23 protein-coding genes are annotated in these 22,194 nt (G+C 69.9%); 9 read left to right on the top strand and 14 right to left on the bottom strand.

Annotation, left to right across the window (positions count from 1 at the left end; genetic code table 11):
• The first annotated feature begins 15 nt into the window (after nucleotides 1-15).
• Entirely contained in the window at nucleotides 16-1,116 is a 1,101-nt protein-coding gene (gene menC / locus ACWFRU_RS11425; RefSeq protein ID WP_453686754.1) for an o-succinylbenzoate synthase, read from the top strand.
• Nucleotides 1,117-1,146: 30 nt separating this feature from the next.
• On the opposite strand, the gene ACWFRU_RS11430 is transcribed toward menC, so the two are convergent.
• The 4 genes from ACWFRU_RS11430 to ACWFRU_RS11445 all read right to left on the bottom strand — a co-directional run bounded on the left by ACWFRU_RS11430 (nucleotide 1,147) and on the right by ACWFRU_RS11445 (nucleotide 6,213).
• Nucleotides 1,147-2,808 (bottom strand): PucR family transcriptional regulator, encoded by a 1,662-nt coding sequence (locus tag ACWFRU_RS11430; RefSeq protein ID WP_453685909.1) that lies wholly within the window; start codon nucleotides 2,806-2,808, stop codon nucleotides 1,147-1,149.
• A 114-nt stretch (nucleotides 2,809-2,922) separates the two neighbouring features.
• Nucleotides 2,923-3,609 carry a GNAT family N-acetyltransferase gene (locus ACWFRU_RS11435; RefSeq protein ID WP_453685910.1) on the bottom strand — a complete coding sequence of 229 codons (687 nt, stop codon included), beginning with the start codon at nucleotides 3,607-3,609 and terminating at the stop codon, nucleotides 2,923-2,925.
• Nucleotides 3,606-4,469 carry a class I SAM-dependent methyltransferase gene (locus ACWFRU_RS11440; RefSeq protein WP_453685911.1) on the bottom strand — a complete coding sequence of 288 codons (864 nt, stop codon included), beginning with the start codon at nucleotides 4,467-4,469 and terminating at the stop codon, nucleotides 3,606-3,608. The genes ACWFRU_RS11435 and ACWFRU_RS11440 overlap by 4 nt, the downstream gene beginning before the upstream one ends.
• Before the next feature lie 163 nt (nucleotides 4,470-4,632).
• Nucleotides 4,633-6,213, bottom strand: a complete 1,581-nt coding sequence (locus ACWFRU_RS11445) for an MFS transporter (protein WP_453685912.1) — start codon at nucleotides 6,211-6,213, stop codon at nucleotides 4,633-4,635.
• A gap of 284 nt (nucleotides 6,214-6,497) precedes the next feature.
• Between ACWFRU_RS11445 and ACWFRU_RS11450 the strand changes: the two genes are divergently transcribed.
• On the top strand, nucleotides 6,498-7,106 hold the full coding sequence (locus ACWFRU_RS11450; RefSeq protein WP_453685913.1) for a helix-turn-helix domain-containing protein: 609 nt from the start codon (nucleotides 6,498-6,500) through the stop codon (nucleotides 7,104-7,106).
• Between the two features lie 169 nt (nucleotides 7,107-7,275).
• A complete protein-coding gene (locus ACWFRU_RS11455; protein WP_453685914.1) occupies nucleotides 7,276-8,157 on the top strand; it encodes a class I SAM-dependent methyltransferase in 882 nt (293 codons plus the stop codon).
• Between the two features lie 180 nt (nucleotides 8,158-8,337).
• On the opposite strand, the gene ACWFRU_RS11460 is transcribed toward ACWFRU_RS11455, so the two are convergent.
• Both ACWFRU_RS11460 and ACWFRU_RS11465 read right to left on the bottom strand, forming a co-directional pair.
• Nucleotides 8,338-9,003, bottom strand: a complete 666-nt coding sequence (locus ACWFRU_RS11460; RefSeq protein WP_453685915.1) for a histidine phosphatase family protein — start codon at nucleotides 9,001-9,003, stop codon at nucleotides 8,338-8,340.
• Between the two features lie 170 nt (nucleotides 9,004-9,173).
• Nucleotides 9,174-10,307, bottom strand: a complete 1,134-nt coding sequence (locus tag ACWFRU_RS11465; protein ID WP_453685916.1) for a PQQ-dependent sugar dehydrogenase — start codon at nucleotides 10,305-10,307, stop codon at nucleotides 9,174-9,176.
• A 433-nt stretch (nucleotides 10,308-10,740) separates the two neighbouring features.
• Between ACWFRU_RS11465 and ACWFRU_RS11470 the strand changes: the two genes are divergently transcribed.
• Nucleotides 10,741-12,027 carry a phosphatase PAP2 family protein gene (locus ACWFRU_RS11470; RefSeq protein WP_453685917.1) on the top strand — a complete coding sequence of 429 codons (1,287 nt, stop codon included), beginning with the start codon at nucleotides 10,741-10,743 and terminating at the stop codon, nucleotides 12,025-12,027.
• 45 nt (nucleotides 12,028-12,072) lie between these two features.
• On the opposite strand, the gene ACWFRU_RS11475 is transcribed toward ACWFRU_RS11470, so the two are convergent.
• A complete protein-coding gene (locus ACWFRU_RS11475; RefSeq protein WP_453685918.1) occupies nucleotides 12,073-12,558 on the bottom strand; it encodes a DinB family protein in 486 nt (161 codons plus the stop codon).
• Nucleotides 12,559-12,562: 4 nt separating this feature from the next.
• Nucleotides 12,563-13,288 carry an SAM-dependent methyltransferase gene (locus ACWFRU_RS11480; RefSeq protein ID WP_453685919.1) on the bottom strand — a complete coding sequence of 242 codons (726 nt, stop codon included), beginning with the start codon at nucleotides 13,286-13,288 and terminating at the stop codon, nucleotides 12,563-12,565.
• Nucleotides 13,289-13,444: 156 nt separating this feature from the next.
• On the opposite strand from ACWFRU_RS11480, the gene ACWFRU_RS11485 reads away from it, so the two are divergent.
• Nucleotides 13,445-14,041 carry a helix-turn-helix domain-containing protein gene (locus ACWFRU_RS11485; protein ID WP_453685920.1) on the top strand — a complete coding sequence of 199 codons (597 nt, stop codon included), beginning with the start codon at nucleotides 13,445-13,447 and terminating at the stop codon, nucleotides 14,039-14,041.
• 33 nt (nucleotides 14,042-14,074) lie between these two features.
• On the opposite strand, the gene ku is transcribed toward ACWFRU_RS11485, so the two are convergent.
• Entirely contained in the window at nucleotides 14,075-15,091 is a 1,017-nt protein-coding gene (ku, locus tag ACWFRU_RS11490; protein WP_453685921.1) for a non-homologous end joining protein Ku, read from the bottom strand.
• A 173-nt stretch (nucleotides 15,092-15,264) separates the two neighbouring features.
• Here ku and ACWFRU_RS11495 point away from each other — a divergent pair, with 173 nt between their 5' ends.
• On the top strand, nucleotides 15,265-16,107 hold the full coding sequence (locus ACWFRU_RS11495; protein WP_453685922.1) for a restriction endonuclease: 843 nt from the start codon (nucleotides 15,265-15,267) through the stop codon (nucleotides 16,105-16,107).
• A gap of 52 nt (nucleotides 16,108-16,159) precedes the next feature.
• On the opposite strand, the gene ACWFRU_RS11500 is transcribed toward ACWFRU_RS11495, so the two are convergent.
• The 3 genes from ACWFRU_RS11500 to ACWFRU_RS11510 form a co-directional block, all read right to left on the bottom strand.
• Nucleotides 16,160-16,420 carry a GlsB/YeaQ/YmgE family stress response membrane protein gene (locus ACWFRU_RS11500; protein ID WP_453685923.1) on the bottom strand — a complete coding sequence of 87 codons (261 nt, stop codon included), beginning with the start codon at nucleotides 16,418-16,420 and terminating at the stop codon, nucleotides 16,160-16,162.
• A 24-nt stretch (nucleotides 16,421-16,444) separates the two neighbouring features.
• Nucleotides 16,445-17,761: a cation:proton antiporter gene (locus ACWFRU_RS11505; RefSeq protein ID WP_453685924.1), complete on the bottom strand. Its 1,317-nt coding sequence runs from the start codon at nucleotides 17,759-17,761 to the stop codon at nucleotides 16,445-16,447.
• 63 nt (nucleotides 17,762-17,824) lie between these two features.
• Complete coding sequence (locus ACWFRU_RS11510) at nucleotides 17,825-18,424, bottom strand: flavodoxin family protein (protein WP_453685925.1); 600 nt, start codon at nucleotides 18,422-18,424, stop codon at nucleotides 17,825-17,827.
• Nucleotides 18,425-18,681: 257 nt separating this feature from the next.
• Between ACWFRU_RS11510 and ACWFRU_RS11515 the strand changes: the two genes are divergently transcribed.
• Complete coding sequence (locus ACWFRU_RS11515) at nucleotides 18,682-18,810, top strand: LPFR motif small protein (RefSeq protein WP_268251272.1); 129 nt, start codon at nucleotides 18,682-18,684, stop codon at nucleotides 18,808-18,810.
• A 68-nt stretch (nucleotides 18,811-18,878) separates the two neighbouring features.
• Here ACWFRU_RS11515 and ACWFRU_RS11520 read toward each other — a convergent pair whose 3' ends face one another.
• Both ACWFRU_RS11520 and ACWFRU_RS11525 read right to left on the bottom strand, forming a co-directional pair.
• Nucleotides 18,879-20,084, bottom strand: coding sequence for an FUSC family protein (locus ACWFRU_RS11520; protein WP_453685926.1), 1,206 nt, complete (start codon nucleotides 20,082-20,084; stop codon nucleotides 18,879-18,881).
• A gap of 112 nt (nucleotides 20,085-20,196) precedes the next feature.
• Nucleotides 20,197-20,352, bottom strand: coding sequence for a DUF6131 family protein (locus tag ACWFRU_RS11525; RefSeq protein WP_363206802.1), 156 nt, complete (start codon nucleotides 20,350-20,352; stop codon nucleotides 20,197-20,199).
• 296 nt (nucleotides 20,353-20,648) lie between these two features.
• Here ACWFRU_RS11525 and ACWFRU_RS11530 point away from each other — a divergent pair, with 296 nt between their 5' ends.
• Nucleotides 20,649-21,302 (top strand): YceI family protein, encoded by a 654-nt coding sequence (locus tag ACWFRU_RS11530; RefSeq protein WP_453685927.1) that lies wholly within the window; start codon nucleotides 20,649-20,651, stop codon nucleotides 21,300-21,302.
• Nucleotides 21,303-21,413: 111 nt separating this feature from the next.
• Complete coding sequence (locus tag ACWFRU_RS11535) at nucleotides 21,414-22,070, top strand: maleylpyruvate isomerase N-terminal domain-containing protein (protein ID WP_453686755.1); 657 nt, start codon at nucleotides 21,414-21,416, stop codon at nucleotides 22,068-22,070.
• The last annotated feature ends 124 nt before the right edge of the window (nucleotides 22,071-22,194 follow it).

Here is a 22,194-nt window from a genome sequence, read left to right on the forward strand (position 1 = left end):
AGCAGCATGAGCAGCATGAAGATCAACGGAATTGAACTGCGCCGGATCGCGATGCCCCTGCGGGCGCCCTTCCGGACCTCGTTCGGTGTCGAGACCGCACGCGACGTCCTGCTCGTCCGCGTGGTCACCCCCGACAGCGAGGGCTGGGGCGAGTGCGTCGCCATGTCCGAACCGCGCTACTGCTCCGAGTACGTCGACGGGGCGGCCGACGTGCTGCGCCGCTTCCTGATCCCGGCGCTGCCCGCCGTGGCGGACGCCCACGCGGTCAAGCGCGCCATGAAGCCCTTCAAGGGCCACAAGATGGCCAAGGCGGCACTGGAGACGGCCGTTCTGGACGCCCAACTGCGGGCCGGCGGGCAGTCCTTCGGGTCCTACCTCGGCGCCGAGCGCGAGCGCGTTCCGTGCGGGGTCTCGGTCGGCATCATGGACTCGATCCCCGAACTCCTCGACTCCGTCGGCGGTTTCATCGACGAGGGCTACGTCCGCATCAAGCTCAAGATCGAGCCCGGCTGGGACATCGAGCCGGTCCGCGCGGTGCGGGAACGCTTCGGCGATGACCTGCTGCTCCAGGTGGACGCCAACGCCGCCTACACCCTGGCCGACGCCCGGCAGCTCGCCAAGCTGGACGACTTCGACCTCCTGCTCGTCGAGCAGCCGCTGGCGGACGACGACCTGGTCCAGCACGCGGCGCTCGCCAAGCAGTTGCGTACGCCGGTGTGCCTGGACGAGTCCATCGAGTCCGCCGAGGACGCCGCAGCGGCCATCACCCTGGGCGCGACATCGATCATCAACGTCAAGCCGGGCCGGGTCGGCGGCTACCTGGAGGCCAAGGCCATCCACGACCTGTGCGTGGCCCACGGCGTCCCGGTGTGGTGCGGAGGCATGCTGGAGACGGGGATCGGCCGCGCCGCCAACGTCGCGCTGGCCGCGCTGCCCGGCTTCACCCTCCCCGGCGACACCTCAGGCTCCAACCGCTACTTCGCCACCGACATCACCGAGCCCTTCGAACTGGCCGACGGCCATCTCGACGTCCCCACCGGACCGGGACTGGGCGTCGAACCGCTCGACGAGATCCTTGAGCGGGTGACCACCGCCAAGGAATGGATCCAGCTGTGACGGCGCTCGGCCGGCCCGCGGGCTCCCGTCCTACGCCCGCGCGGCCGTGCCCGAGGAATGCATCAACCGCAGCTGGAGCATGAGCGCGAACCGCACCGACGGGTCCTGCAGGTCGGCCTGCGCCACCTCGGCGACCCGTCGGATGCGGTAGCGGAAGGTGTTGGGGTGGACGAACACGCTCGCCGACGCGGTGTTGATGTCGCCGAAGGCGTCCAGCCACGCGCGCAGCGTCTCGACCAGGTGTGAGCGGTGCCTGGTGTCGTACTCCACCAGACGGGCCACCGGGCTCAGCAGCTCGTCCCCCTGCACCGCGGCCAGGTCCCGCAGGTCGAGGAGCAGCGCGTCGATGTACACGTCGCCGATCGAGGCGACCCGCCTGCTGCCCAGGTCGCTCGTCAGCACCCGCAGCGCGCGGTCCGCCGTGGTGCGTGAGCGGCCCAGCGCCGACGGGTCGGTCGCCACCGATCCGATGCCGATCACCACCCGCGACCGTTTGCCGGCCCGCTCCAGGAAATGGGCCGCGATCTGCTCCGCGCGCTCCCGGCCCGCCACCGGGTCCGCCGGAACCGGGACCACGGCGTAGGCCACGTCACCGAGGAGTGCGAGCGCCGACCGCGGCTGCACCGCGTTGAGGTGGATGCCCAGCGCGCTGGTCAGGCGTTGACGCTCCGCCGCGAGCTGAGCGTGATCGCCCTTCTTCCCGGCGAGGCCCATGGCCATCACCACCGTGGGCTCCTTCACCAGGCCGAGCCGGTCCAGGGCGTCCACCGCGCCCGTGCCGCCTTCGAGCACCGTGCTCACGAGGTCGGCCCGCAGCCGGTTCCGCGCGTCGGCGCCCGCCCGGTGGCGCAGCAGGTGCAGGGCGACGAGCTTCGCCGCGTCCTGGAACGCCTGCTCACGGTCGGGTGTCAGCGGCTCCTCGACCGCCGCCCACACCGACCCCAGGAACTCGTCACCGGCCCGCACCGCGACGGCCACCCGCGGGATGGCCGTCTCCCCCTCCTCGACCGTCGCCGGGGCGATGTGCACCGGGCGGTCGCTGCGGTACAGCTCGCTGAAGACGCCCCGGCTCTCCAGGATGCGCAGATACCCGTCCGGCACCTGGCGGGCCAGGATCGTGGCGACGCGCGACTGGTCGGCCTCGTCCTGACGGCCTGAGAAGGCCAGGATGCGCTGGCGACGGTCCTCGATGGTGATCGGCGCGTCCAGCAGGGTCGCGACGGCGTTGGCCAGCGCGAACAGATCACCGGAAGGAACTCCCCCGAGCGACTCGACCCCCGCGTCACCGACGTCTCCCTCGGTGAGCAGCGTCCGCAGGAGCTCCGTGAGCTGCGACCACGAGGCGCCCTGCGTCAGGCTGATCAGGACCACCGACGAGGCCGCCGACGCCTGGGCCAACACCTCGTCCCGGTCCACCGGGCCGCGCACCACCAAGGCCGCCGCACCGTGCTCGCCCAGCTCGCGCAGGAGCCGGGCGATCTCCTCCACCCCGTAGACGCCGACGCCCAGCACGATCGCGCGCGGCGGGTAGGTGACCGTGTCCCCCGGGTCGTGGATGACGACCCCGCCGACCCCTCCGCCTTCGTCGGCCGGCCCGGGGCTGCCGTGCACGAGATCGAGCAGGGCGGGACTGAAGTCCTCCAGTACGCGGGCAAGACTGGTGCGAAGGTTCGCGGGCACGTCACTGATCACCACCTCAGGCTACGAGGGAGACCATCACTGACGTTCGTACGGGGCCACAAGTCGGCCGTACGCATTCGTCGCCACGTACGAAAGGATCGACGGGCGAGCAGCCGGACCGCGTGCTCAGCGGCCGCGCAGTGCCTTCCAGTCGTCCTCGAGAATCGAGTACTGGACGATGTCGTGCCACACCCCGTCCACATGGCCGTAGTGGCGCAGTCGCCCCTCACGGACCATGCCGGCCTTCTCGATGGCCCGCTGCGCGGCGACGTTCGACGGCATGAATCCCGACCAGACGCGGTGCAGGCCGAGCCGGTCGAAGCCCAGGACGCCCAGCAGGAAGCCGATCTCGACGCTGTGGCCCACGCTGACCCGGTCGGCGCGCAGGGCCAGTCCCACCTCCGCACTGCGGTAGCCGACGCGGACCATGCCGCCCTCGCCCGACTGGTCCTCGACGATCAGCTTCGCCGAGCCGATCAGCTCGCCCGTGGCGATCTCGCTGACGCCCAGGCGGTAGTGCGTGCGGGGAGTGCGCCGGGCACCCGCCCTCGCCTGCTCGACCAGCGCCGCGGCGTCGGCATGCCGGAAGGGTGGCATACCGAACTCCCGGGTCGTGCGGGGGTCGCCGAAGATGCCGAGCACGCCCTCGACGTCGCCGGGCAGGAACTCCCGCAGGCGCAGCGTGCTGCCTTCCACGAGGACCGCACGCTGCTCGGGCACCGGCGCCGGCCGCTCGTCGACCCGCGCCTGGGGCGATGGTCGCGGAGGCCACAGGTGGGCCTGCTCCCGCGCGGCTTCCAGGCGTTCGGTCATCGGTTGACTCCTTGGGGCTGATTCGTCGGGCCGAACGACACACGCGTGACCCAGAGTGGTTTTCGCGAACGGATCGCAGGAAGGAAGTTGGCCAGCGGCAGGAGCCATCCGCAGAGGAAACCCCGCCCCCGTGGTTCGCGGACCGCCCGCACGGCGCTGATGTTGGGGTGGACCGTGCGCAGCTTGCGCTGCTCCGTCGGTGTCATCCCCCAGAGCATGGGCGGCGGGCGGTACCCGGCGGGGTACTGCCAGCGGCCGCGTTCGGTGCGCGCCGCCATCCAGGCGGGCGGGGTGTCGAACACCAGCTCCGCTCCGGGGAATCGGGCGGCGCAGGCCTCGATGAGCCGGTGGACCACATCCCGCGTGAGGTACATCAGCATCCCCTGGGCGATGATCAACACCCCGCGCGAGGCGTCCACTTCGTCCATCCACCGCATGTCGGTGGCCGAACAGGGCAGCGTGCGGTGGCGTGGCGCGTCCGGCAGCAGCCGTTGGCGCAGCTCCGCGACCTCGGGCAGGTCCACGCCGAGCCAGCGCACCCTGCCGTTGTCCACCCGCCAGAACTGCGTCTCCAGACCCTCCCCGAGCGAGACGACCGTGCCGTCCGGGTGGTCCCTGAGGAAACGTCCCACCTCGCGGTCGTAACAGCGTGCCCGTACTGCCATTCCCTGCGCGAAGCCCCAGTTGCCGGTGCCGAACCGTCCCTCGAAGGGATAGTCGACAGCGTCGATCACCTCGATCGCCTTCGGGTCCCGCAGTGCCGAGCCAGGGTCCTTCGCGGCCAGAGCGCGGTGGTGCAACGTCCATAGCGTCGTCTCGGCGACGCCATCCAACTCGGCCTTCCGCTTCTGTCCGTTCATCCGGCGATGGTCACAACACTGTCGGCGCGCCAGCAAGGAGCGTCACTCCTGCGAGCGCATAGATCACTCCTTCAGTTGGGATTTCCGGGATGGAGCCCCTTTCCCGGCCTTACGTGCGGCGCGCGGGCACCGTGTTGACGCCCGCACGCCCGCCCGGCCCGGCTCAACTCCCCGGGCGCCGCGGCCCTCTCGCCAGGATGTGGAGGAACAGGACGGCCATGACGGCAACGCCCGCCCACATGGCCTGCTGCCAGCCGTCGACGAACGACTCCTGGGCGGCGCGGACCAGCTCCTGCGCGTGGGCGCCGGAGCCGTCCGCTGCCCCGATGGCGTTGGCGACGCCCTCGCGTGCGGTGTCGGCGACGCCGTCGGGCACGCCGTCGAGCCGGTCGTCGATGGCGCCGCGGTAGCCGGCGGAGAGCAGCGCGCCGAGCAGGGCCACGCCGAGCGCGGTGCCGAACTCCCGTGTGACGTCATTGAGTGCGGAGGCCACGCCTTGGTGCTCGCGCGGCAGGGAGTTGGTGATGGCCTCGGTCGAGGGCGTCATCGACAGGCCCATGCCGGTGCCCATGGCGAGCATGCCGGGGAGGACGGAGAGGTAGCCGCCGTCGACGGAGACGAAGAGGGCCATGAGCGTCAGACCGGCCCCGGCCAGCAGGATGCCCGCCGCCATGGTCGAGCGTGCGCCGATCCGCACGGCCAGCTTGGGGGCAAGGCCCGACGACGCCATCATCAGTACGGCCATGGGCATCAGGGCCAGCGTGGACAGCAGGCCCGACCAGCCGAGCACGGCCTGGAAGAACGGGAAGAGCACGACGAAGATTCCCGCCTGGACGCCGAAGACCACAAGAAGCGTGAGCGAGCCGCCGCCCAACGAGCGCTCGGCGAACAGGCGCACGTCCAGGAGCGCCGCGTCCTTGCGGCGCAGCTCCCAGGCCACGAACCCGACGGCGGCCGCGGCGCCCACAACGAGGCCGAGCAGGGTCACGGGGGCGGTCCAGCCTCGCGCGGGTCCCTCCTGCAGGACGAAGATGAGCCCGACCACCGCGACGACGGAGGTCAGCGCACCGACAGTGTCGAACCTGCGCCCGGACTCGCCGCGGGAGTTGGGAACGGACCGCAGCGCCATGGCGAAGGCCACGACGACCAGCGCGACCGGCAGGACGAAGAGCTGGCGCCAGCTCGCCACGTCCACCAGCGCGGCGGAGAGAAACATGCCCAGGATGCCGCCGCCTCCCGCTACCCCGGTCCATACACCGATGGCCCGCCCGCGTTCCTCGGCGGGGAACGTGGAGGTGATGACGGCCAGCGTGATGGGCATGATCATCGCGGCGCCGACGCCGCTGAACAGGCGTGCGCCCAGCATGACTTCGGCCGACGGGGCGAGAGCGGCCACCACGTTGGCGACCCCGAAGACGGTCAGACCGGTGAGCAGCATGGGCTTGCGCCCCCAGCGGTCACCGAGCGCGCCGAGCGGCAGGAGCAGGGCGGCCAGGCTGAGCGTGTAGATGTTGATGATCCACAGGATGGTGCTCTGCGAGGCACCGACGGCCAGGGCGAGGTCGGGCTGGGCGACGTTGAGCCCGGACACCGAGGCGATCACGGCCATCAGGGCGATGCAGACAGCGATCAGGATCGTACGGCGCTGTCGCGCGTCCGGCGCCCCGACCTCATGGGCGCCGACGGGATCGGCAGGTGGAGCGGCAGCGCTCGACTGCGGAGGCTGGGGGTGGTTCGTGCTCATGGGTTCCTCTCCAAGGGCGAGCGTCAAGGGGTGTGTCCGAAGGCGTGCAGGATCAGCGCCGGATCGGACGAGGGGCGCGGAGGGGGGGCAGCGGGACCGGGCGCGGTGCCGTGCGACGGCGGGCTGGGGCTGGGGCTGGGGGCCCGCGATATCAGAAGGTGCAGCGCAAAGGCTCAGACGCGGGCTGCGCCCCTTCCTTCCCGTGCTTCTCGCAACCCCCAGCGGTTCAGGGGTTACGTCACGAAGATAGGCACACCTTGCGGACACGGCATACGATGTTGCCCATGACGCAAGACAATGGCGAGATGGACAGCCTGGTGCGCAAGCGGATCCGTGCCCTGCGTGTGGCGCAGGGCTGGTCCCTGGAGGAACTGGCCACCCGCGCCTCGGTCAGCCAGTCCACGCTCAGCCGCATCGAGAACGGCCAACGCCGGCTGGCCCTGGACCAGCTCGTCACCCTCGCCCGCGCACTGGACACCTCCTTGGACCAACTCGTCGAGACCGCCACCGACGACGTCATCGCCAGCCCGACCATCGACGCGGCCCACGGCCAAATGCGCTGGCCGATCAAGGCGGAACCCGGCATGAGCGTCGTACGCCAGCGGATGACGAATCCGCCGCCCGACAACCCGGCACGCATGCGCGCGCATCCCGGCCGCGAATGGCTCGTCGTGCTGTCCGGTACGGCGGTCCTGCTGCTGGGCAACCGGCGCCTCCGCGTCGAGACCAACCAGGCCGCGGAGTTCCCCACGATGCTTCCGCACGCCATCGGCGCCGAGGGAGGGCCGTGCGAGATCCTGGGCATCTTCGACCGCGACGCCCGCCGTGGCCATCAGCGAGCGGAGAGGGCGGACGAGGCCGTCAAGGACGACGGCGAGCACTCCGACCTGTGACGCTGCGACCTGTGACGCTGAGGCCTGTATCGCTCTGGCCTATGCCGCTCTGGCCAGATGCGAGACGCGAGGGCCGGCCCTTGCGCGTACGGCACCGCAGCGGGCCACCTTCTTGCGCACCCCGGGATACTTGCTGCCCCGAGCACATGACCGGCTTAGCGTCGTGGGCATGAAGCACTCTCCCTCGCACGCGGGCCACCAGGCCGCCGACCATCACTCCCACCACGCACCGGACACCGACAGCCAGGCCGAGATCCTCGATCTGGACGCGGAGGTGCTCGCCGAGCACATCGCGTCGATCACCGCTTGGCTGCCCGTCGAGAAGGCGCCGCGGCACATCGTGGACCTGGGGTGCGGCACCGGGGCGGGCACCTTCGCTCTGCTGGCCCGCTTTCCCGAGGCGGAGTTGACCGCCGTCGACGCGTCGGCCGATCACCTGCGCCGCCTGCGAGCGAAGGCGGAGGAGCTGGGGTTGAGCGACCGGGTGCGCACGGTGGCGGCCGATCTCGACGCGGACTGGCCCGACCTCGGTAGGCCCGGCCTCGGCAGGCCCGAGCTGGTGTGGGCGTCGGCGTCGATGCACCACATGGCCGACCCCGATCGCGCCCTGCGCATGGTCCATGACCTGCTCGCGCCCGGCGGCCTGTTCGCCGTCGTCGAGCTGGCCGGCTTCCCGCGCTTCCTGCCCGCCGACGCTCCGGCGGACCGGCCCGGCCTCGAAGAACGCTGCCATGCCGCGCTCGATCATCACGACGCCGAGCACATGCCGCACCGCGGCGCTGACTGGGGGCCCAAGCTGGCGGCCGCCGGGTTCACCGTCGAGAGCGAGCGCACGATCAGCGTGCACGTCGACGGCTCCCGCAACCCGGCGGTCGGCCGGTACGCGCTGAGCAGCCTGAAGCGTCTGCGTGCCGGCGCCCATGCGCTGGGCGCCGAGGACCTCGCCTCCCTCGACCAATTGCTCGACGACGAGAGCCCGTTCAGCGTCCTGCGCCGCGCCGACCTCGCGCTCCGCACCGAGCGCAGCGTATGGGCCGCACGCCGCGCCTGAGCCGATCACGCGCAGGCGCACGTACACGCGGACGCCAAAAGGGGTGGGCCCGTCACGTGCGAACGGAGACGGGCCCACCCACAGCGTCCTCGGGAACGCCTTCGGCCACCGTACGATCACTCGCTCCCCCGCGCCCGCTGGGCGGCGGTGCCGGCAATCGGTTCGCGGCTCTCGGGCGCCTCAGGCCACCGGCACGGGTGCCTCTCCGGTCGGACCGCTGTCCTCGGGCGACTCGCCTTCCGGGCCCAGCGGGCGGCCCTCCCACACCAGGGCCCGCCAGCCCTCGTCGGGTGAGCCTTCCAGGATCACCACGCCCGTGTTGGCCAGCGGGTGATTCGCTGCGTACTCCACGTCCACGTTGACCGCCCGGGCCGCCACCCACGTACGGATCACGGCGCCGTGGCTGACCAGCGCCACCGTCCCGGCGCCCGTGGCGGCAGCCTCGGCGACGACGGCGTCGAAGCGGCCCAGAGCCTCCCGGCCGTTCTCGCCGCCGGGCATCCGGCGCTCCAGGTCGCCCCCGGGCCAGGCGAAGGCGGTGGACATGTAGACGGCGGCGGCCTCCTGGTCGCCCCGCATCTCCAGGTCCCCGGCGGACAGCTCCCGGATGCCGTCCCTGATCCGCGGCTCAAGACCGGTCGCGGCGGCGAGCGGCGCGGCCGTCTTCTGGGTGCGCAGCAGCGTGGACACGTACAGGGCATCGATCTTCTCCGCCGCCAACGCCTCCGGCAGCGCGGCCGCCTGCTCCTGCCCCAGCGGTGTCAGCCCCGGGCCCGGGACCTCGGTGTCCAGGAGGTGCTTGAGGTTGGACGGGGTCTGGCCATGGCGTATGAGCAAAAGGCGCATGCGGGGACTACCTTCCCTGGGCGGCGACGGATCAAGCTCTTCCACTCTGCCACCGAAATCCGGCATCACGGCACCAGGGCATTACGGCGTCACGCTCGTCCTGACGCCGTCCGGGCGGGCTTGCTCCCACCCTCCCGGACGGCTCGGCCACGTGACATGCGGGGCAGGACCTACCCGCGGGCGATGCGATAGACGCTGCCGCCGATGTCGAGCACGTACAGCTCGCCGTTGCCTGCTTGTACGAACGAGACGACCTCCCCGGCGCTGACTCCGAGGTCATTCACGCCGGTCACCTTGCCGTTCTGCATCCGCAGGGAGCGGATGGTGCCGTCGCAGTAGTCGCTGAAGACGTACTGGCCCTTGAGTTCGGGGATGGCCTTGCCCCGGTAGACGTATCCTCCGGTGACCGAGCAGCCGAGGCCGGTGCGGTCGTACTCGTGGACCGGCGGCACGTGGTTGGCGGGTTCCGTGCCTCCCCGGAAGGGGTGGGTGCCCTCCATCTGGTTCCAGCCGTAGTTCTCGCCGCCCTTGCTGCCGGCCGGGGCCCAGTCGATCTCCTCCCACGCGCTCTGGCCGACGTCACCGATCAGCAGGTCGCCGGTGCCTGCGTCGAAGGAGAACCGCCATGGGTTGCGCAGCCCGTACGCCCAGATCTCGTCCCTCGCCTTCGGGTCGCCGACGAACGGGTTGTCCCGCGGGATCGCGTACGGCTCACCGCCTCGCGGGTCGATGCGCAGCAGCTTGCCGAGCAGGGTGTCGAGGTTCTGGCCGTTGCCGTGCGGGTCGCCGCCCGCGCCGCCGTCACCGAACGCGATGTACAGGTAGCCGTCGGGGCCGATCTTGATGTCGCCGCCGTTGTGGTTCGGATAGGGCTGTGTCTGTGTGAGGACGGTGCGTCGGGTGTCGGGCCGGATCTTGCCGTGCCGCACGGCGAACTCGTCCACCGTGCTGGTGCCTTCGAGGTTCGTGTACGAGATGTAGAAGTGCGCGAACTTCTTGTCGAACGCGATGCCCAGCAGGCCGCGCTCGCCGTCGGTGGTCGTCTCCTTGGTGATGTCGAGGACGGGCTTTCCCAGCCCGTTGCGGTCCAAGACCCGTACGGTGCCCGCGCGTTCGGCCAGCCAGACCGTGCCGCCGGGTCCTGCGGTGCCCGCGGTCGGGTTCGTGGCCGTGGTCACTTTCTTGAGTGCGACCGTCGGGGCCTGTGGTGGGGTGGTCTCGTCGGCGGACGCGTCGGCCAAGGCGAGGGAGGCGACGAGGCAGAGGGTGCCGATGATCGCCGAGCTTCTGGTGCGAACTTTCACCGTGATCCTCCTGGAGGCGGCGAAGAGGAAGGTCACCCGGCTGCTGGGGGCAGAGTTCGGTGGGTGTTCGCCCGTGCCGGCACGCAACCTGGGTGGGGGGATGGTGTGCCACTGGCACGCATGAGGATAGTGGGACAACGGTCGCTGGTATAGACCAAGAAGTAGCCTTCTGGAGGCGGTTGTTGAAGGCGGAGTTGAAGTGGAGGGAAACTCTTCTGTCCCGTCTTCCGCACTGCTCCGCTAACATGATCGAACTCACGACGAGTGCCCTGATCGCCCATACTTCACCAGGAAACAACGCCATTCAGCACGAAGAGTGAGTTATTGCCCGCAACTAACAAATCGGCCAAAACAATTGATATCTAGAGACTCGCGAACCTCTTCGCGCATCGATTACAGGGCAGTGCTCACGGCATGGCGCCGACCCCGCGCGATGGCGTGGACCGCGGCGGCCGTGGTGGCCCTCGGGTTCCTCGTCGCACTGGAGATCGCCGCGCGCCATTACGGCGTGGCCGGGCCGATCACCAACCAGGCGCGCGAGGTGATCTTCGCCCCCAAGTCAGGGCCCCTGCTGTACGCGGGCATGGCGTTGATGATGGTGGTGTTCACCTGGCGTCAGCGGTTCATCGCGCTGGGTGTCGCGGTCGGCATCGATGTCGCCTTCTTCCTGGTGCGATGGGCAGTCGACGCCAAGATGATGTTCGGCAACGGCGCGTTGTGGGTGATCCTGGGCTGCGCGGTCATCGCTTTCACGCGCCGCACCGGACAGGAACGTGTCCTGCTCCTGAAGGGCATCGGCCTCAGCCTGCTCCTCGTGGCCGGCCGCAAGACGGGCGACACCTGGCTGCTCATCACGTCGAAGACCCGCCCGGCGGTGCTCGACCAGTACGTGGCCACCGCGGACCACGCACTGGGCAACCCCTCGTGGCTGGTGGGCCGGCTGGTCTCGGCCACCGGGCCCGTCGGCGCCCACGTGCTCGACTACGTCTACATCCAGCTCGCGGTGGCCGCGGTCATCGTCGCGCTCTATCAACTGCGCAACGTGTCGGTCGAGCGCCGCTTCCCGGCCCATCATCTGGTGCGTACGTTCCTGGTAATCGGCCTGCTCGGACCGGCCATCTACATGATCTTCCCGGTGGTCGGACCGATCTTCACCTACGGCGACGGCGCCTTCGGCACCGGTGGCGAGCAATGGGCCCTTGCCAACCTGTGGCCGCATACACCGCCGCCGCTCACCACCCCGGAATCGATGCCGTTCGACGAGATCACCCCGCGCAACTGCATGCCCAGTCTGCACACCGCGTGGGCCACCACGATCTTCATCCATTCCCGCAAGGGCCCACGGGCACTGCGCTACGCGGGCGTCTTCTGGCTGGTCGCCACGCTCGGCGCGACGCTGGGATTCGGCTACCACTACGGCGTGGACATCATCGCCGGTGTCGTGTTCGCGTTCACGATCGACGCGGCGCTGCGCTCGCTCGCCCGTGGCTGGGACAAGGCCGGAATCCAGCTCGTCGCGTACGGCACAACGGTATTCGCGCTGCTCCTGGTGTCTTATCGCTATCTGCCGATGCAGATGGCCAAGCACCCGTGGATATTCGGTCCGCTTCTCGTCCTGGCGATGATCTCGGTGGTTCAGGGTTATGTGCGGACCACCAAGCTGTGGGAGCCGAAGGCCGTGCCCGCACAGCAACCGGAACCCCAGCCCGAACCGGTCTGAGTCAGGTCGCGGGCGATTGATCGACGGGGCACCGGAGCGGCGCGGTCAGCGGCCGGTGGACCCGTCGATCTGTTCGCGGAGGATGTCGGCGTGACCGGCGTGCCTGCCGGTCTCCTCGATCATGTGCACCAGGACCCAGCGCATGGACGGCGCAGCCCCTCGGCGTGGGGCCCGTGGGGCGGGCCCCGCCAGGTCCGGGCAGGCGTCGATGACCCGGTTCGCCCGCTCGGCCGTCTCCCGGTAGTCGGCGAGCAGACCGTCCACGGAGTCCTTGGCCGACGGCCGCAGGGTCGCGGGCCAGTCGTCGGCATCCTCACCGAGGAAGTAGAAACGTTCGACACACGCCAGGTGCTTGAGCAGCCCGAGAAGACTGGTCCCCGAGGACACCCCGGCCGTCCGCACCTGCGGCTCCGGCACACCCGCGACCTTGTCCGCGACCGAGGTCCGCAGGTGGTCGAGGAAGCCCCGCAGGGTGTCCTTCTCGTCGGCGCCGGTCCGCGGGGGGCCGGTGTGCGCACGGTTTTCGGGCATCGGGTCACTCCGTTTCGACGTGCTGCATGAGGGCGTGCTGTATGGGGGCGTGCTGGACGAGCAGCACGTTGTCGATGACGGTGGCGCTCTCACCGGCGGGCCCGGTGGCCCGGCGCTCGGGCATGTCGGCGCGCAGGACGGACCAGCGCGCCGGGTCGAGACCGAGTTCGGCGGCGATCTCGGCGGGTGTGGGGTGGTGGATGTCGGGGTCCTGGTTCCAGGACCAGGGCGCGGTGGAGCCGTGGTCGACGATCAGCAGCAGCCCACCTGGCCGCAGGGCCCGCGCGGCGGTGCGCAGGACCCGGGCGCGGGGCAGCCTCAGCGGGGTGTGGAAGTACTGGGCGGAGATGAGGTCGAACCGTCCGGCCGGGAAGCTCGCGGCCAGGTCGTGCTGTTCGGCGGTGACCCGGTCCGCGATGCCGAGCTCCCGGGCGCGGTCTCGTACGCGTTCGACGGCGGTGGTGGAGATGTCCACGGCGGTGACCTGCCATCCCTGCCGGGCGAGCCAGATGGCGTCACCGCCCGCTCCGCAGCCCAGGTCCAGGGCGGCGCCGGGGTTCAACGATGAGGCCGTCTCGGCGAGCAGTGGGTTGACGCGTGCGGCCCCGGGGCGCCGGGAGCGGTAATGCCGCTCCCAGAACAGTTCAGCGTTCTCGTCCGCCCCGCCTTGGCCTTGGTCGCCCCCGGCGGCTGGGTCAGCCACGGCCCGGCGGTCTGCGGTGGAATCCATCTCGGTACCCCTTCGTCGGCCGACGTGCCGAGCGCGTTGCGATGCGCTGCCACGCGAGGTGACGCCGTGCGCGCCCGGACGTCGGTGATGTACCGACAGCATCGGCACCGCCATTCCGCCCTTGCAAGAAAAGTTGCCGATCCGCATCATCGGGGCATGGACACCACGGACAGCGGGAGCAACCCCGCGCAGGACGTCTTGGCCGGGGTCGGGCCTCGGCTGCGGGCCCTGCGCCAGGCGCGGGCCGCCACGCTGGCGGCGCTGGCGGACGAGACCGGCCTCACGGCGAGCACCCTGTCCCGCCTGGAGAACGGCAAGCTGCGGCCCACGCTGGAACAGCTGCTGCCCCTGGCGCGGGCGCACGGCGTCCCGCTCGACGACCTCGTCGCGGCGCCGCCCACCGGCGATCCCCGCGTCCATCTGCGGCCGGTGCGGCACTCGGGCCTGGTGATGGTGCCGCTGACCAGACGGGCCGGGGGCATCCAGGCGTACAAGGTGATCTACCCGCCCGCAGGCCGATCGCCCACCTTGAGCCTCCAGACCCACGAGGGGTACGAGTGGTTCTACGTCCTCAACGGACACATCAGGTTCGTGCTCGGCGAGCAGGAGTTCCAGCTCGGCGAGGGCGAGGCCGCGGAGTTCGACACCCGCGTACCGCACTGGATCGGCAGCGCCGACAACCGGCCCGCGGAGCTGCTCGCCCTGTTCGGCCCGCAGGGCGAGCGCGCGCATCTGACGCCGGCAAGCCACTGACCGCCTCGGCCTTGGGGAGCAACGGCCCGTGGCTCAGGCGGTGCGCCTCGGCTTTCTCGCTGCGGACTTCTGTGCGGCCGCTTTCTTGGTGCTCGTCTTTTTGGCGGTGGTCTTCTTGGCGGTCGCTTTCGTACCGGTCGTCTTCTTGCCGCCGGTCTTCTTCGCCGTCGAGGTCTTGGCCGTCGTCTTCTTCGCGGCCTTCTTGGTGGCCGCCGTCTTCTTCTTGGGCATCTCGTGGACGGTGGCGTCCTTGCCGGTCTCGCCGCGGGACGACTGGGCCTTCTGCACGGACTCCTGGAGCGCGGCCATCAAGTCGAGGACCTGCCCGCCCTGGGCTTCCTCCTCGTCCGGCTTGGGCGGCTTCTTCCCGTCGGCCTTCGCCTGGATGACCTGCTCCAGGGCTTCGGTGTAGCGGTCGGTGGCCCAGTCCTGGCCCGCGATGCCGTCCGTGGTCATGGAGTCGATGAGGAGGATCGCCCGTTCGATCTCGTCGTCGTCCAGGTCCATCTCCTTGGGAGCCAGCTCCTGGGGGCTGCGGACCTCGTCGTCCCATTTCATGGCGTGCAGCAGGATCACGTCGTCCTGCACGCGCAGCAGGCCGAGACGCTCCCGCCCGTGCCAGGCGAACTTGGCGACGGCGGCCTTGCTGTTCCGCTCCAGGGCCTTGCGCAGGAGCGTGTAGGGCTTGTTCGCGACCTGCCCGTCGGCCTGCAAGTAGTACCCCTCGCCGATCCTGATCGGATCGATCGATTCATAGGGCACGAAACCGGCGATCTCGATCGCCTTCGCGGTCGGCAGCGGCATCTCGTCGAGCTCGTCGTCGGTGACCGCGACGATCGTGTCCTTGCTGACCTCGTAGCCCTTGCCGATCTCGGCGTTCGTGAGCTGCTTGCCGTCGAGGTCACAGATCTTGCGCGTGCGGACCCGGCCCATGTCCTCCAGGTGGTACTGGTGGAAGCTGATGCTGTGGTTCTCGGTGGCGGGCAGAACCTTGATCGGGATCGTGACCAGGCCGAACGAGATCGCGCCTGACCAGACGGGTCGGGGCATGCGGTACCTCCGTGACAGCCCCGAGGACACCAGCCTAGGAGCGACTCCGGCGGGCGGCACGTGGAGCGCACCCACCGGCATGGCACCGCGTCGCAGGGCGGGATCTTCAGGTCGTTGATCTTGGGCACACGGAGACAAGTGATCTTCGTTGCCGTCCTCCGTGAGGGAGAACAATGACCGTACCCACGCGCCCGGTTCGACGTGTCGACCGCGAGCGGCGCTTCAATCTGCGGGCCACCGCCCTGTTCTTCGTCCTGCTCGCGCTCATCCTGTGCGTCCTGGCGTTCGTAGTCCGCGCGGCCGCCGACATCGTCGAAAGCCGCCCGCTGTGGGCGGCCTCGATCGGCGTGGTGGGCATCGCGGCCGCACACCTGTGCCGTTCCAGGTGGCGGCGCTTCTCCGCCGCGAGGTACGCGCGCCGCGCGGCCGAGGCCCTGGAGGAGGCGGCCGAGCGAGCCTCCGAGAGCCTCGGCGCCGCGGAAACGGTTGGCGGGGCGCGGCCCGACGCGATACCGGACGGCCCTCCGGAGCGGGTGATACCGCTCGACGTGCCGCAACCCGGCCCCGCGGCCGAGGTGTTGGACGGCGAAGAGGCCACTGTCGTCCTCAACGCTCCGGACGACTTCGCGGAACTCGACCCCGACGGCTTCGAAGAGGCCATAGCCGAACTGTGCACCCGTGACGACTGCCGTGAGGTGGAAGTGGTCGGCGGGGCCTGCGACTTGGGCGCCGATGTCCTGGCGATCACCCCGGACGGGCTCCGCGTCGTCATCCAGTGCAAGCGCTACGGCGACGACAACAAGGTCGGCTCGCAGGACCTGCAGCGCTTCGGCGGGACGTGTTTCACCGTCCACGAGGCGGACGTAGCGGCGCTCGTCACGACGAGCGACTTCACCGCTCCCGCCCTGGAGTACGCGCACCAGTGCGGCATCGTGTGCGTGAACGGCGAAGAGCTGCGGGCCTGGCTCGACGGGACCGGCCCCAGTCCATGGGAGACAGCGAGCGTCGAGATCTGACCGGGCCGGGGGAAGCCCCGGCCCGCTTCATGACACTGCCGGCGTGCCGCCGCTAGCGCAGCTTCACCTTGCTCAGCGCGGCAACGCCCAGCGCCGCCAGACCGATCTGGATGAGCCATTCGATCCAGTCCACGCCGTCGGTGTTCGCCACGTCCAGACCCGCCGCGACGGCCGTGCCGATCAACGCCGCCACGATGCCGACGACCAGGGTCCAAAGGATGCCGATGCGCTGGCGTCCGGGAACGACAAGTCGTCCGAGTATCCCGATGATGATTCCGATCACCACAGCGCTGATGAGACCCGAAATCTCCACGATGTCCCCTTTGTTGGCGTACTGTCACCCTCCGAGTGCCCCTGGTCCGGACGGATAGGCCCCGTTTCCCCGGCGCCCTCTCATCGGTTGTCGTGGCCGGCCTTTGTCCAGGCGCCTGAGCACGGGCGAAGCCGCGGTTCCGTGCAGCACCACCGACAGCAGCACGATGAACGTCACCACCGCCCACAACTCCTCCTGGAACGCCTGGAGATCCCCCTCCCCCAGTGCGTAGGCGAGGTAGAAGACGGACCCGATCCCCCGGATGCCGAAGAACGAGGTCACCACGCGTTCCTTGGGGGTCGTCCGCCCCCGCAACTGGGCGATCCAGCCGGTGAGCGGGCGGATCACGAGCAGCACCAGGACGGCCGTCACCGCGCTGCCCCACGAGAGCGCGGAGAGCCCGCCGCAGGCGATGAACCCTCCGATGAGCAGCAGCACACCGGCCGTGAGGAGCCGCTCCACCTGCTCCATGAAGGTGTGCATCACCACTTGGTAGCCGTGGGCGCGCTCGGCTGCCCGGATCGCGCAGGCCGTCGTGAACACCGCGAGGAATCCATAGCCGTGCAGTACTTCCGTGAGGCCGTACGAGATGAAGGTCGCCGCCAGCGCGACGAATCCCTCCCGGTGCTCGGAGAGCCGCAGCGCCTCCCAGCCCGCCCGGAAGAACATCCACCCCAGGAGGCGGCCGACCAGCAGACCCACCGCCACGCCGACCGTGACGCGTACGATCACGTCGCTCCACAGCCAGTGGCCCACCCACGCGCCGGACCAGCCGGTCTGCGAGGCGGCGAACATCGCGAGGGCGGCCATGACCAGCGGGAAGGCGAGGCCGTCGTTGAGGCCCGCTTCCCCGGTGAGGGCGAAGCGCACCTCGTCCTCGTCGTTCTCGGCGTCGGTCGGCTCACCGACCCGTACCTCCGCCGCGAGCACCGGGTCGGTGGGGGCGAGCACCGCGCCCAGCAGCAGGGCGACGGCCGGCGGCCAGTCCACCAGGCCCCAGGCGACGAGCGCCGTGACCACGACGGTCAGGGGCATCGTGATGCCGAGGAGGCGCCACGCGGTGGACCAGGACCGTCGGCCGAACGGCCGGTTGATCGCGAGCCCCGCGCCCATCAGGGCCACGATGACGCACACCTCGGTGAGGTGCTCCAGCCACACCCGGTGTTCGTAGGGGTCGAGTTCGGGCAGCCCGGTCGGCAGCAGATAGACGAGGAAGCCGACGGCGAGGAAGACCATCGGCATCGACATGGGCTGTCGCGCCACGAGCCGGGGCAGCACCGCGGCGAGCAGTGCGCCGATGCCCATGCAGGCGTATCCGATGTCCGCGGCAGTCACGTCCATCTGTCGGCGCCCGCCTTCGTGCTCATCCCACTTCCTTCCGCCGCCTGGTCCGCCTCGGGGGTGTCAGGGTGCCGGGTAGGGCTTGCCCGCGAGCAGTTCGGCCAGGTGGCAGGCGTTGACGGCGAGCGCGTGGGTGGCGGAGGCGACCGACTCGGGGGTCTCCTCCAGATCCTGATAGTCGGTGCCCTGCTTCGCCTCGCCCACCCAGTAGGTGACGGCGTAGGGCGCCAGCGAGAAGCCGAGGTCGTTGAGGCCCTGGAAGACGTCCGCGCTCACCTTGTGGGCGCCGTCCTCGTTGCCGACCACGGCCACTGCCGCGACCTTCCCGTACATCAGGGGCCGGCCGTCCTCGTCGGTCTCCGACATGTCCGCGTTCAGCCGCTCCAGGACGCGCTGGCAGATGCTCGACGGGTGGCCCAGCCAGATCGGCGTGGCCAGGAGCACGATGTCGGCCGCCAGCACCTTCTCGCGCAGGGCCGGCCAGTCGTCGCCGTTGCCCAGGTCGGCCGAGATGCCGGGGTGGATGTCGTGGTCGGCCACCCGGACCGTCTCCACCTCGACCCCCAGCTTGTCGAATTCGGCCATGACCTGATCGGACAGTGTGTGGCTGCTGGACGCGGTGGGCGAGGAATTCAGCGTGCATACCAAGGACAGCGCGCGCATGGGGTGCTCCATTCTTCGGTGCCGGGGGCGGGTGTATCTCTGGAGGCGTTCCCGATCGGATCAGCCCTAATCAAGCGGGCTTTAAAGAACGGGGGCGCGCGGCATCCGGTCCTTGTGCAAAGTGGCCCATGTTTTCGTCGTCATTCGCAGGGCAACCGGTAGTGAGCAAGCCGTACGGCAGTTAACGAACTGACGGCAGGCAAGAAGCGCAACACACGGCAAGACGAGCAAGTAAAGACGTTCTTTGGAGGTCCCTCATGCTGAAGGCCATTGCAGATGTTCTCCGAGCCATCGGTGGAGCCATCGCCACGGTGGTCACCCTCCCCTTCCGCGCCGTCGCGCGGCTCTTCGGCGGTGCCTCCGCCAGCGCCCATGGCCATCACTGACCGCAGGGTCACCCATGGACGCGGGGCCCCGGCGCAGATCGCGGATCGTGCCGGGGCCCCGCTCACGCTTACTGGTCGACGTACCGCTGAAGCACGTCACAAGCGTGCTGGAACTCCTCCATCAGCCGGGTGGACTCCACGACAAGGACCCCGTACGGACGAGCCGGGTCGGCCAGCGGAAGGCCGGCCCGGCTCGCTCCGTCCCGCACCTTCCGGCAGGCCTCCTGAGCCTCGTCGGCGAGCCGGCACAACTGCTGGGCCTGGTCCGTCAGGGAGTCCTCGTCGAGCTGGGAGAGCACCTCTCCGATCTTCGCGAGCGATTCGAGGAAGCCGGCGTAGTCGTCGAGAAAGGCCCGGTCGTCGTACCTCTCCCCTTCGTCCTCCTGCCACAGATGCAGGCCCCGCGTCAGTGACGCCACCTGGTACAGCGAGCGTTCGAGGGCTCCGAGCACCGCGCCGTAGCCCTCGAACGAGGCCCGGCCCCGATGCCTGCGCAGCAAACGCCGCGGGTTGAAGTAGAGGCTTTCCTCCGCCGTACGCAGCCCTTCCCTGGCCTGCGTGATCTGGCCCCCGGTCTGCTCGGCACGCCGGCGCCACTGGCTGCAGTGCTCCTCGTCCACCTTGCCCTCGCGCAGCGCCGGATACATGTCGCTCACCAGGTCGTGCAAAGCCATGGACAGCGTGCGGATGCCGTACTCGGCACTGCGATAGCGCATCGGTGGAGCCACCGTGACGTTGACGACGACACCGATGCCGCAGCCGATGAGGACCAGCAGGATGATCTCCCCGAGCTGGGTGATCTTCTGCGTGGCGGACGTCGCGGCGGCGTACGTGGAGAAGGCGAAGAAGGCCGCGGTGGCGACCTGCGAACCCTGCGCGCCGAGCGCGGGCCAGCGTCCGATGGACAGGCCCACCAGCGCGACCAGGACGAACGTCAAAAGGTCGGGGCCGCCCAGGAATCCCAGGGCGGCCACCATGGCCACACCGACGGCCACCGCGCCGAGGTAGCGCAGCGACTGCAGCAGGGACTGGTACACCGTCACCTGCATGATCAGCACCGCGGAGAACGGCGCGAACGCCGGTGACGGTGCGTCGAGCAGGTAGTAGGAGACCACCCAGGACAGCGTCGCCGCCAGGGTGCTCTTCAGGACGAGGAGCAGGGTGTGGCGTTCATAGCCCGGTGTGTCCAGGGCGCGCCGCCACCACTGGTGCACACGGTCCAACCACCCCTGGGCCGCGGACCGTGTCCGCTGCCCTCCGCCCTTGCCGGCCATGCACCGACTCCATTCCGTCCAGCAGGTTGATCGAGTTCAGCCTGTTACCCGGAGGAGCCGTCCGCATGCGCGCTTCGGGCCATGGGGCCCGCGGGGCACATCGATGATGCGCCTACCAGTAATGCTTTCGCCCGCCCACCGCATGGCCGACAGATCCGAGAATCCAAAGGACCACACCGATGACGAGGAGAATGACACCGATGGTCCACAGGATGGAGATGCCTGCCACTAGACCGATGATGAGCAGGATGATTCCGAGTGCGATCATTGCGCCTCCGACCCTCAGAATTATTTCAAGTATGCACCTTCCGAATGCCGATGACAGCTTCGGCGCCGGTGCCGCGCGAGGGGCGGAAAAATCCCTGTCGGTCGGACCATTCAGACACCGACGTGACGGTGTGTGATGCCGGACCATCCATTCGTGTATCCACATCCGTGTTGATCTTGTGCATCTTTCCGGTCCGTGGCCTCGAACCCGGACGAGACCTCCCATCTCGCTGAGTGGCGGTTGCCGTCGGCGTGATAACACGGAGTGATCAAATCCGAAGGAGACGACGCGACATCATGGGTATCTTCAGCCGTCGCCAGACCCCGACCCTCGAGCCGATACCGGCGGTCGGCCCCAGTACGCCCTTCTCGGCAACCTCCGGCGCCGCACTCGACCCGGCGCTGCGCGCGCTGACCGGGGAGTGGACCATCGACCGCCCGCACAGCCGGATCGGATTCTCCGTGCGGCACGCGATGGTGACGACGGTGCGGGGTGCCTTCGGTGACTACGACAGCACGCTGTACTTCGACGGCGCCCGGCCCTCCGAGTCGCGGGCCGAGATCGTCATCCAGGTCGGCAGCGTCGACACGGGCGTGGAGCAGCGGGACGCGCACCTCGTGGGCGGCGACTTCTTCGACGCGCGCCGCCACCCGGAGATGTCGTTCCGCAGCACCTCCACGGTCCATGAGGGCGGGGAGACCTTCCGGATGGCCGGGGAACTGACCATCCGCGGTGTCACCCGGCCCGTCGAGCTGCAGCTCGACTACCTCGGTTCGGTCGTGGACCCCTTCGGCTTCGAGCGGGCCGGCTTCGACGGCACCACCACCATCGACCGCACCGACTGGGGCCTGGTCTACAACCAGCGCCTCGAGACGGGCGGCGCCATGGTGAGCGAGAAGGTCCGGCTGCAGTTCGACATCTCCGCGATCCGCGCCACGCCGCTGAATTAGCGCCGGGTCGGCACGCCGACGCGGAGGCGGGGCAGGGAAAGCGCGGGCAGGCTCTCCGGGGCCCGCATGGCAGCCTTGTCCCCCTTCGCCGCGCCCCACTACGTTGACGCCGTGGATCTCTTCTCGCGCTCATGGACGGCCCTGCGCACGGCGGTCGCCGAACTCCCCGACGATGCCTTCGCGCGGCCGTCCGGCTGCACGGGCTGGCTCGTGCGGGACCTGGTGTGCCATCTGGTCGTCGACGCCCAGGACGTGCTGATCACCCTGGTCACCCCCGCCGAGGCGGAGCCGACCCGTGACGCGTTGACCTACTGGGACGTCTCCGCGACGCCACCGACCGGCGAGGACCCGCTCGACGCGCTGACCGTGCGGCTGGCCGCCGCGTACGAGGAGCCCTGGCTGCTCAAGTTCCACCTCGACGACGTGGGTTCGGCCGCCGGCCGCGCCGCCGCGCTCGCCGACCCCGAGGCCCGGGTGAGCACGCGCGACGAGGTCCTCACCGCGGGCGACTACCTCACCACGTACGTCATGGAATGGACCCTGCACCACCTCGACCTGATCGCCCACCTCCCGAACGTGGCCGGGCCGCCCGCCGAAGGGCTCGCCCGGAGCCGCGAGATGCTGGAGCAGATCGCGGGCGCCGCCTTCCCCGCCGCGTTCTCCGACACGGACGCGCTGCTGGTCGGCACCGGGCGGCGCGCCCCGACCGACGCGGAGAAGTCCGCACTGGGTGACCTGGCCGGGAGGCTCCCGCTCATCCTGGGTTGATCACCGCTCCGGCGGACGCGCGCCGTGCGGCAAGCTCCCGCCGGGCACCAGATACCGCTTTCTGCGCCGAGGCGCCCAACTGCCGCCTCACCCTTGAGTGTTCGGACACGGCCGTGCTAGAAAC

This window comes from Streptomyces sp. NPDC055099, assembly GCF_053607685.1.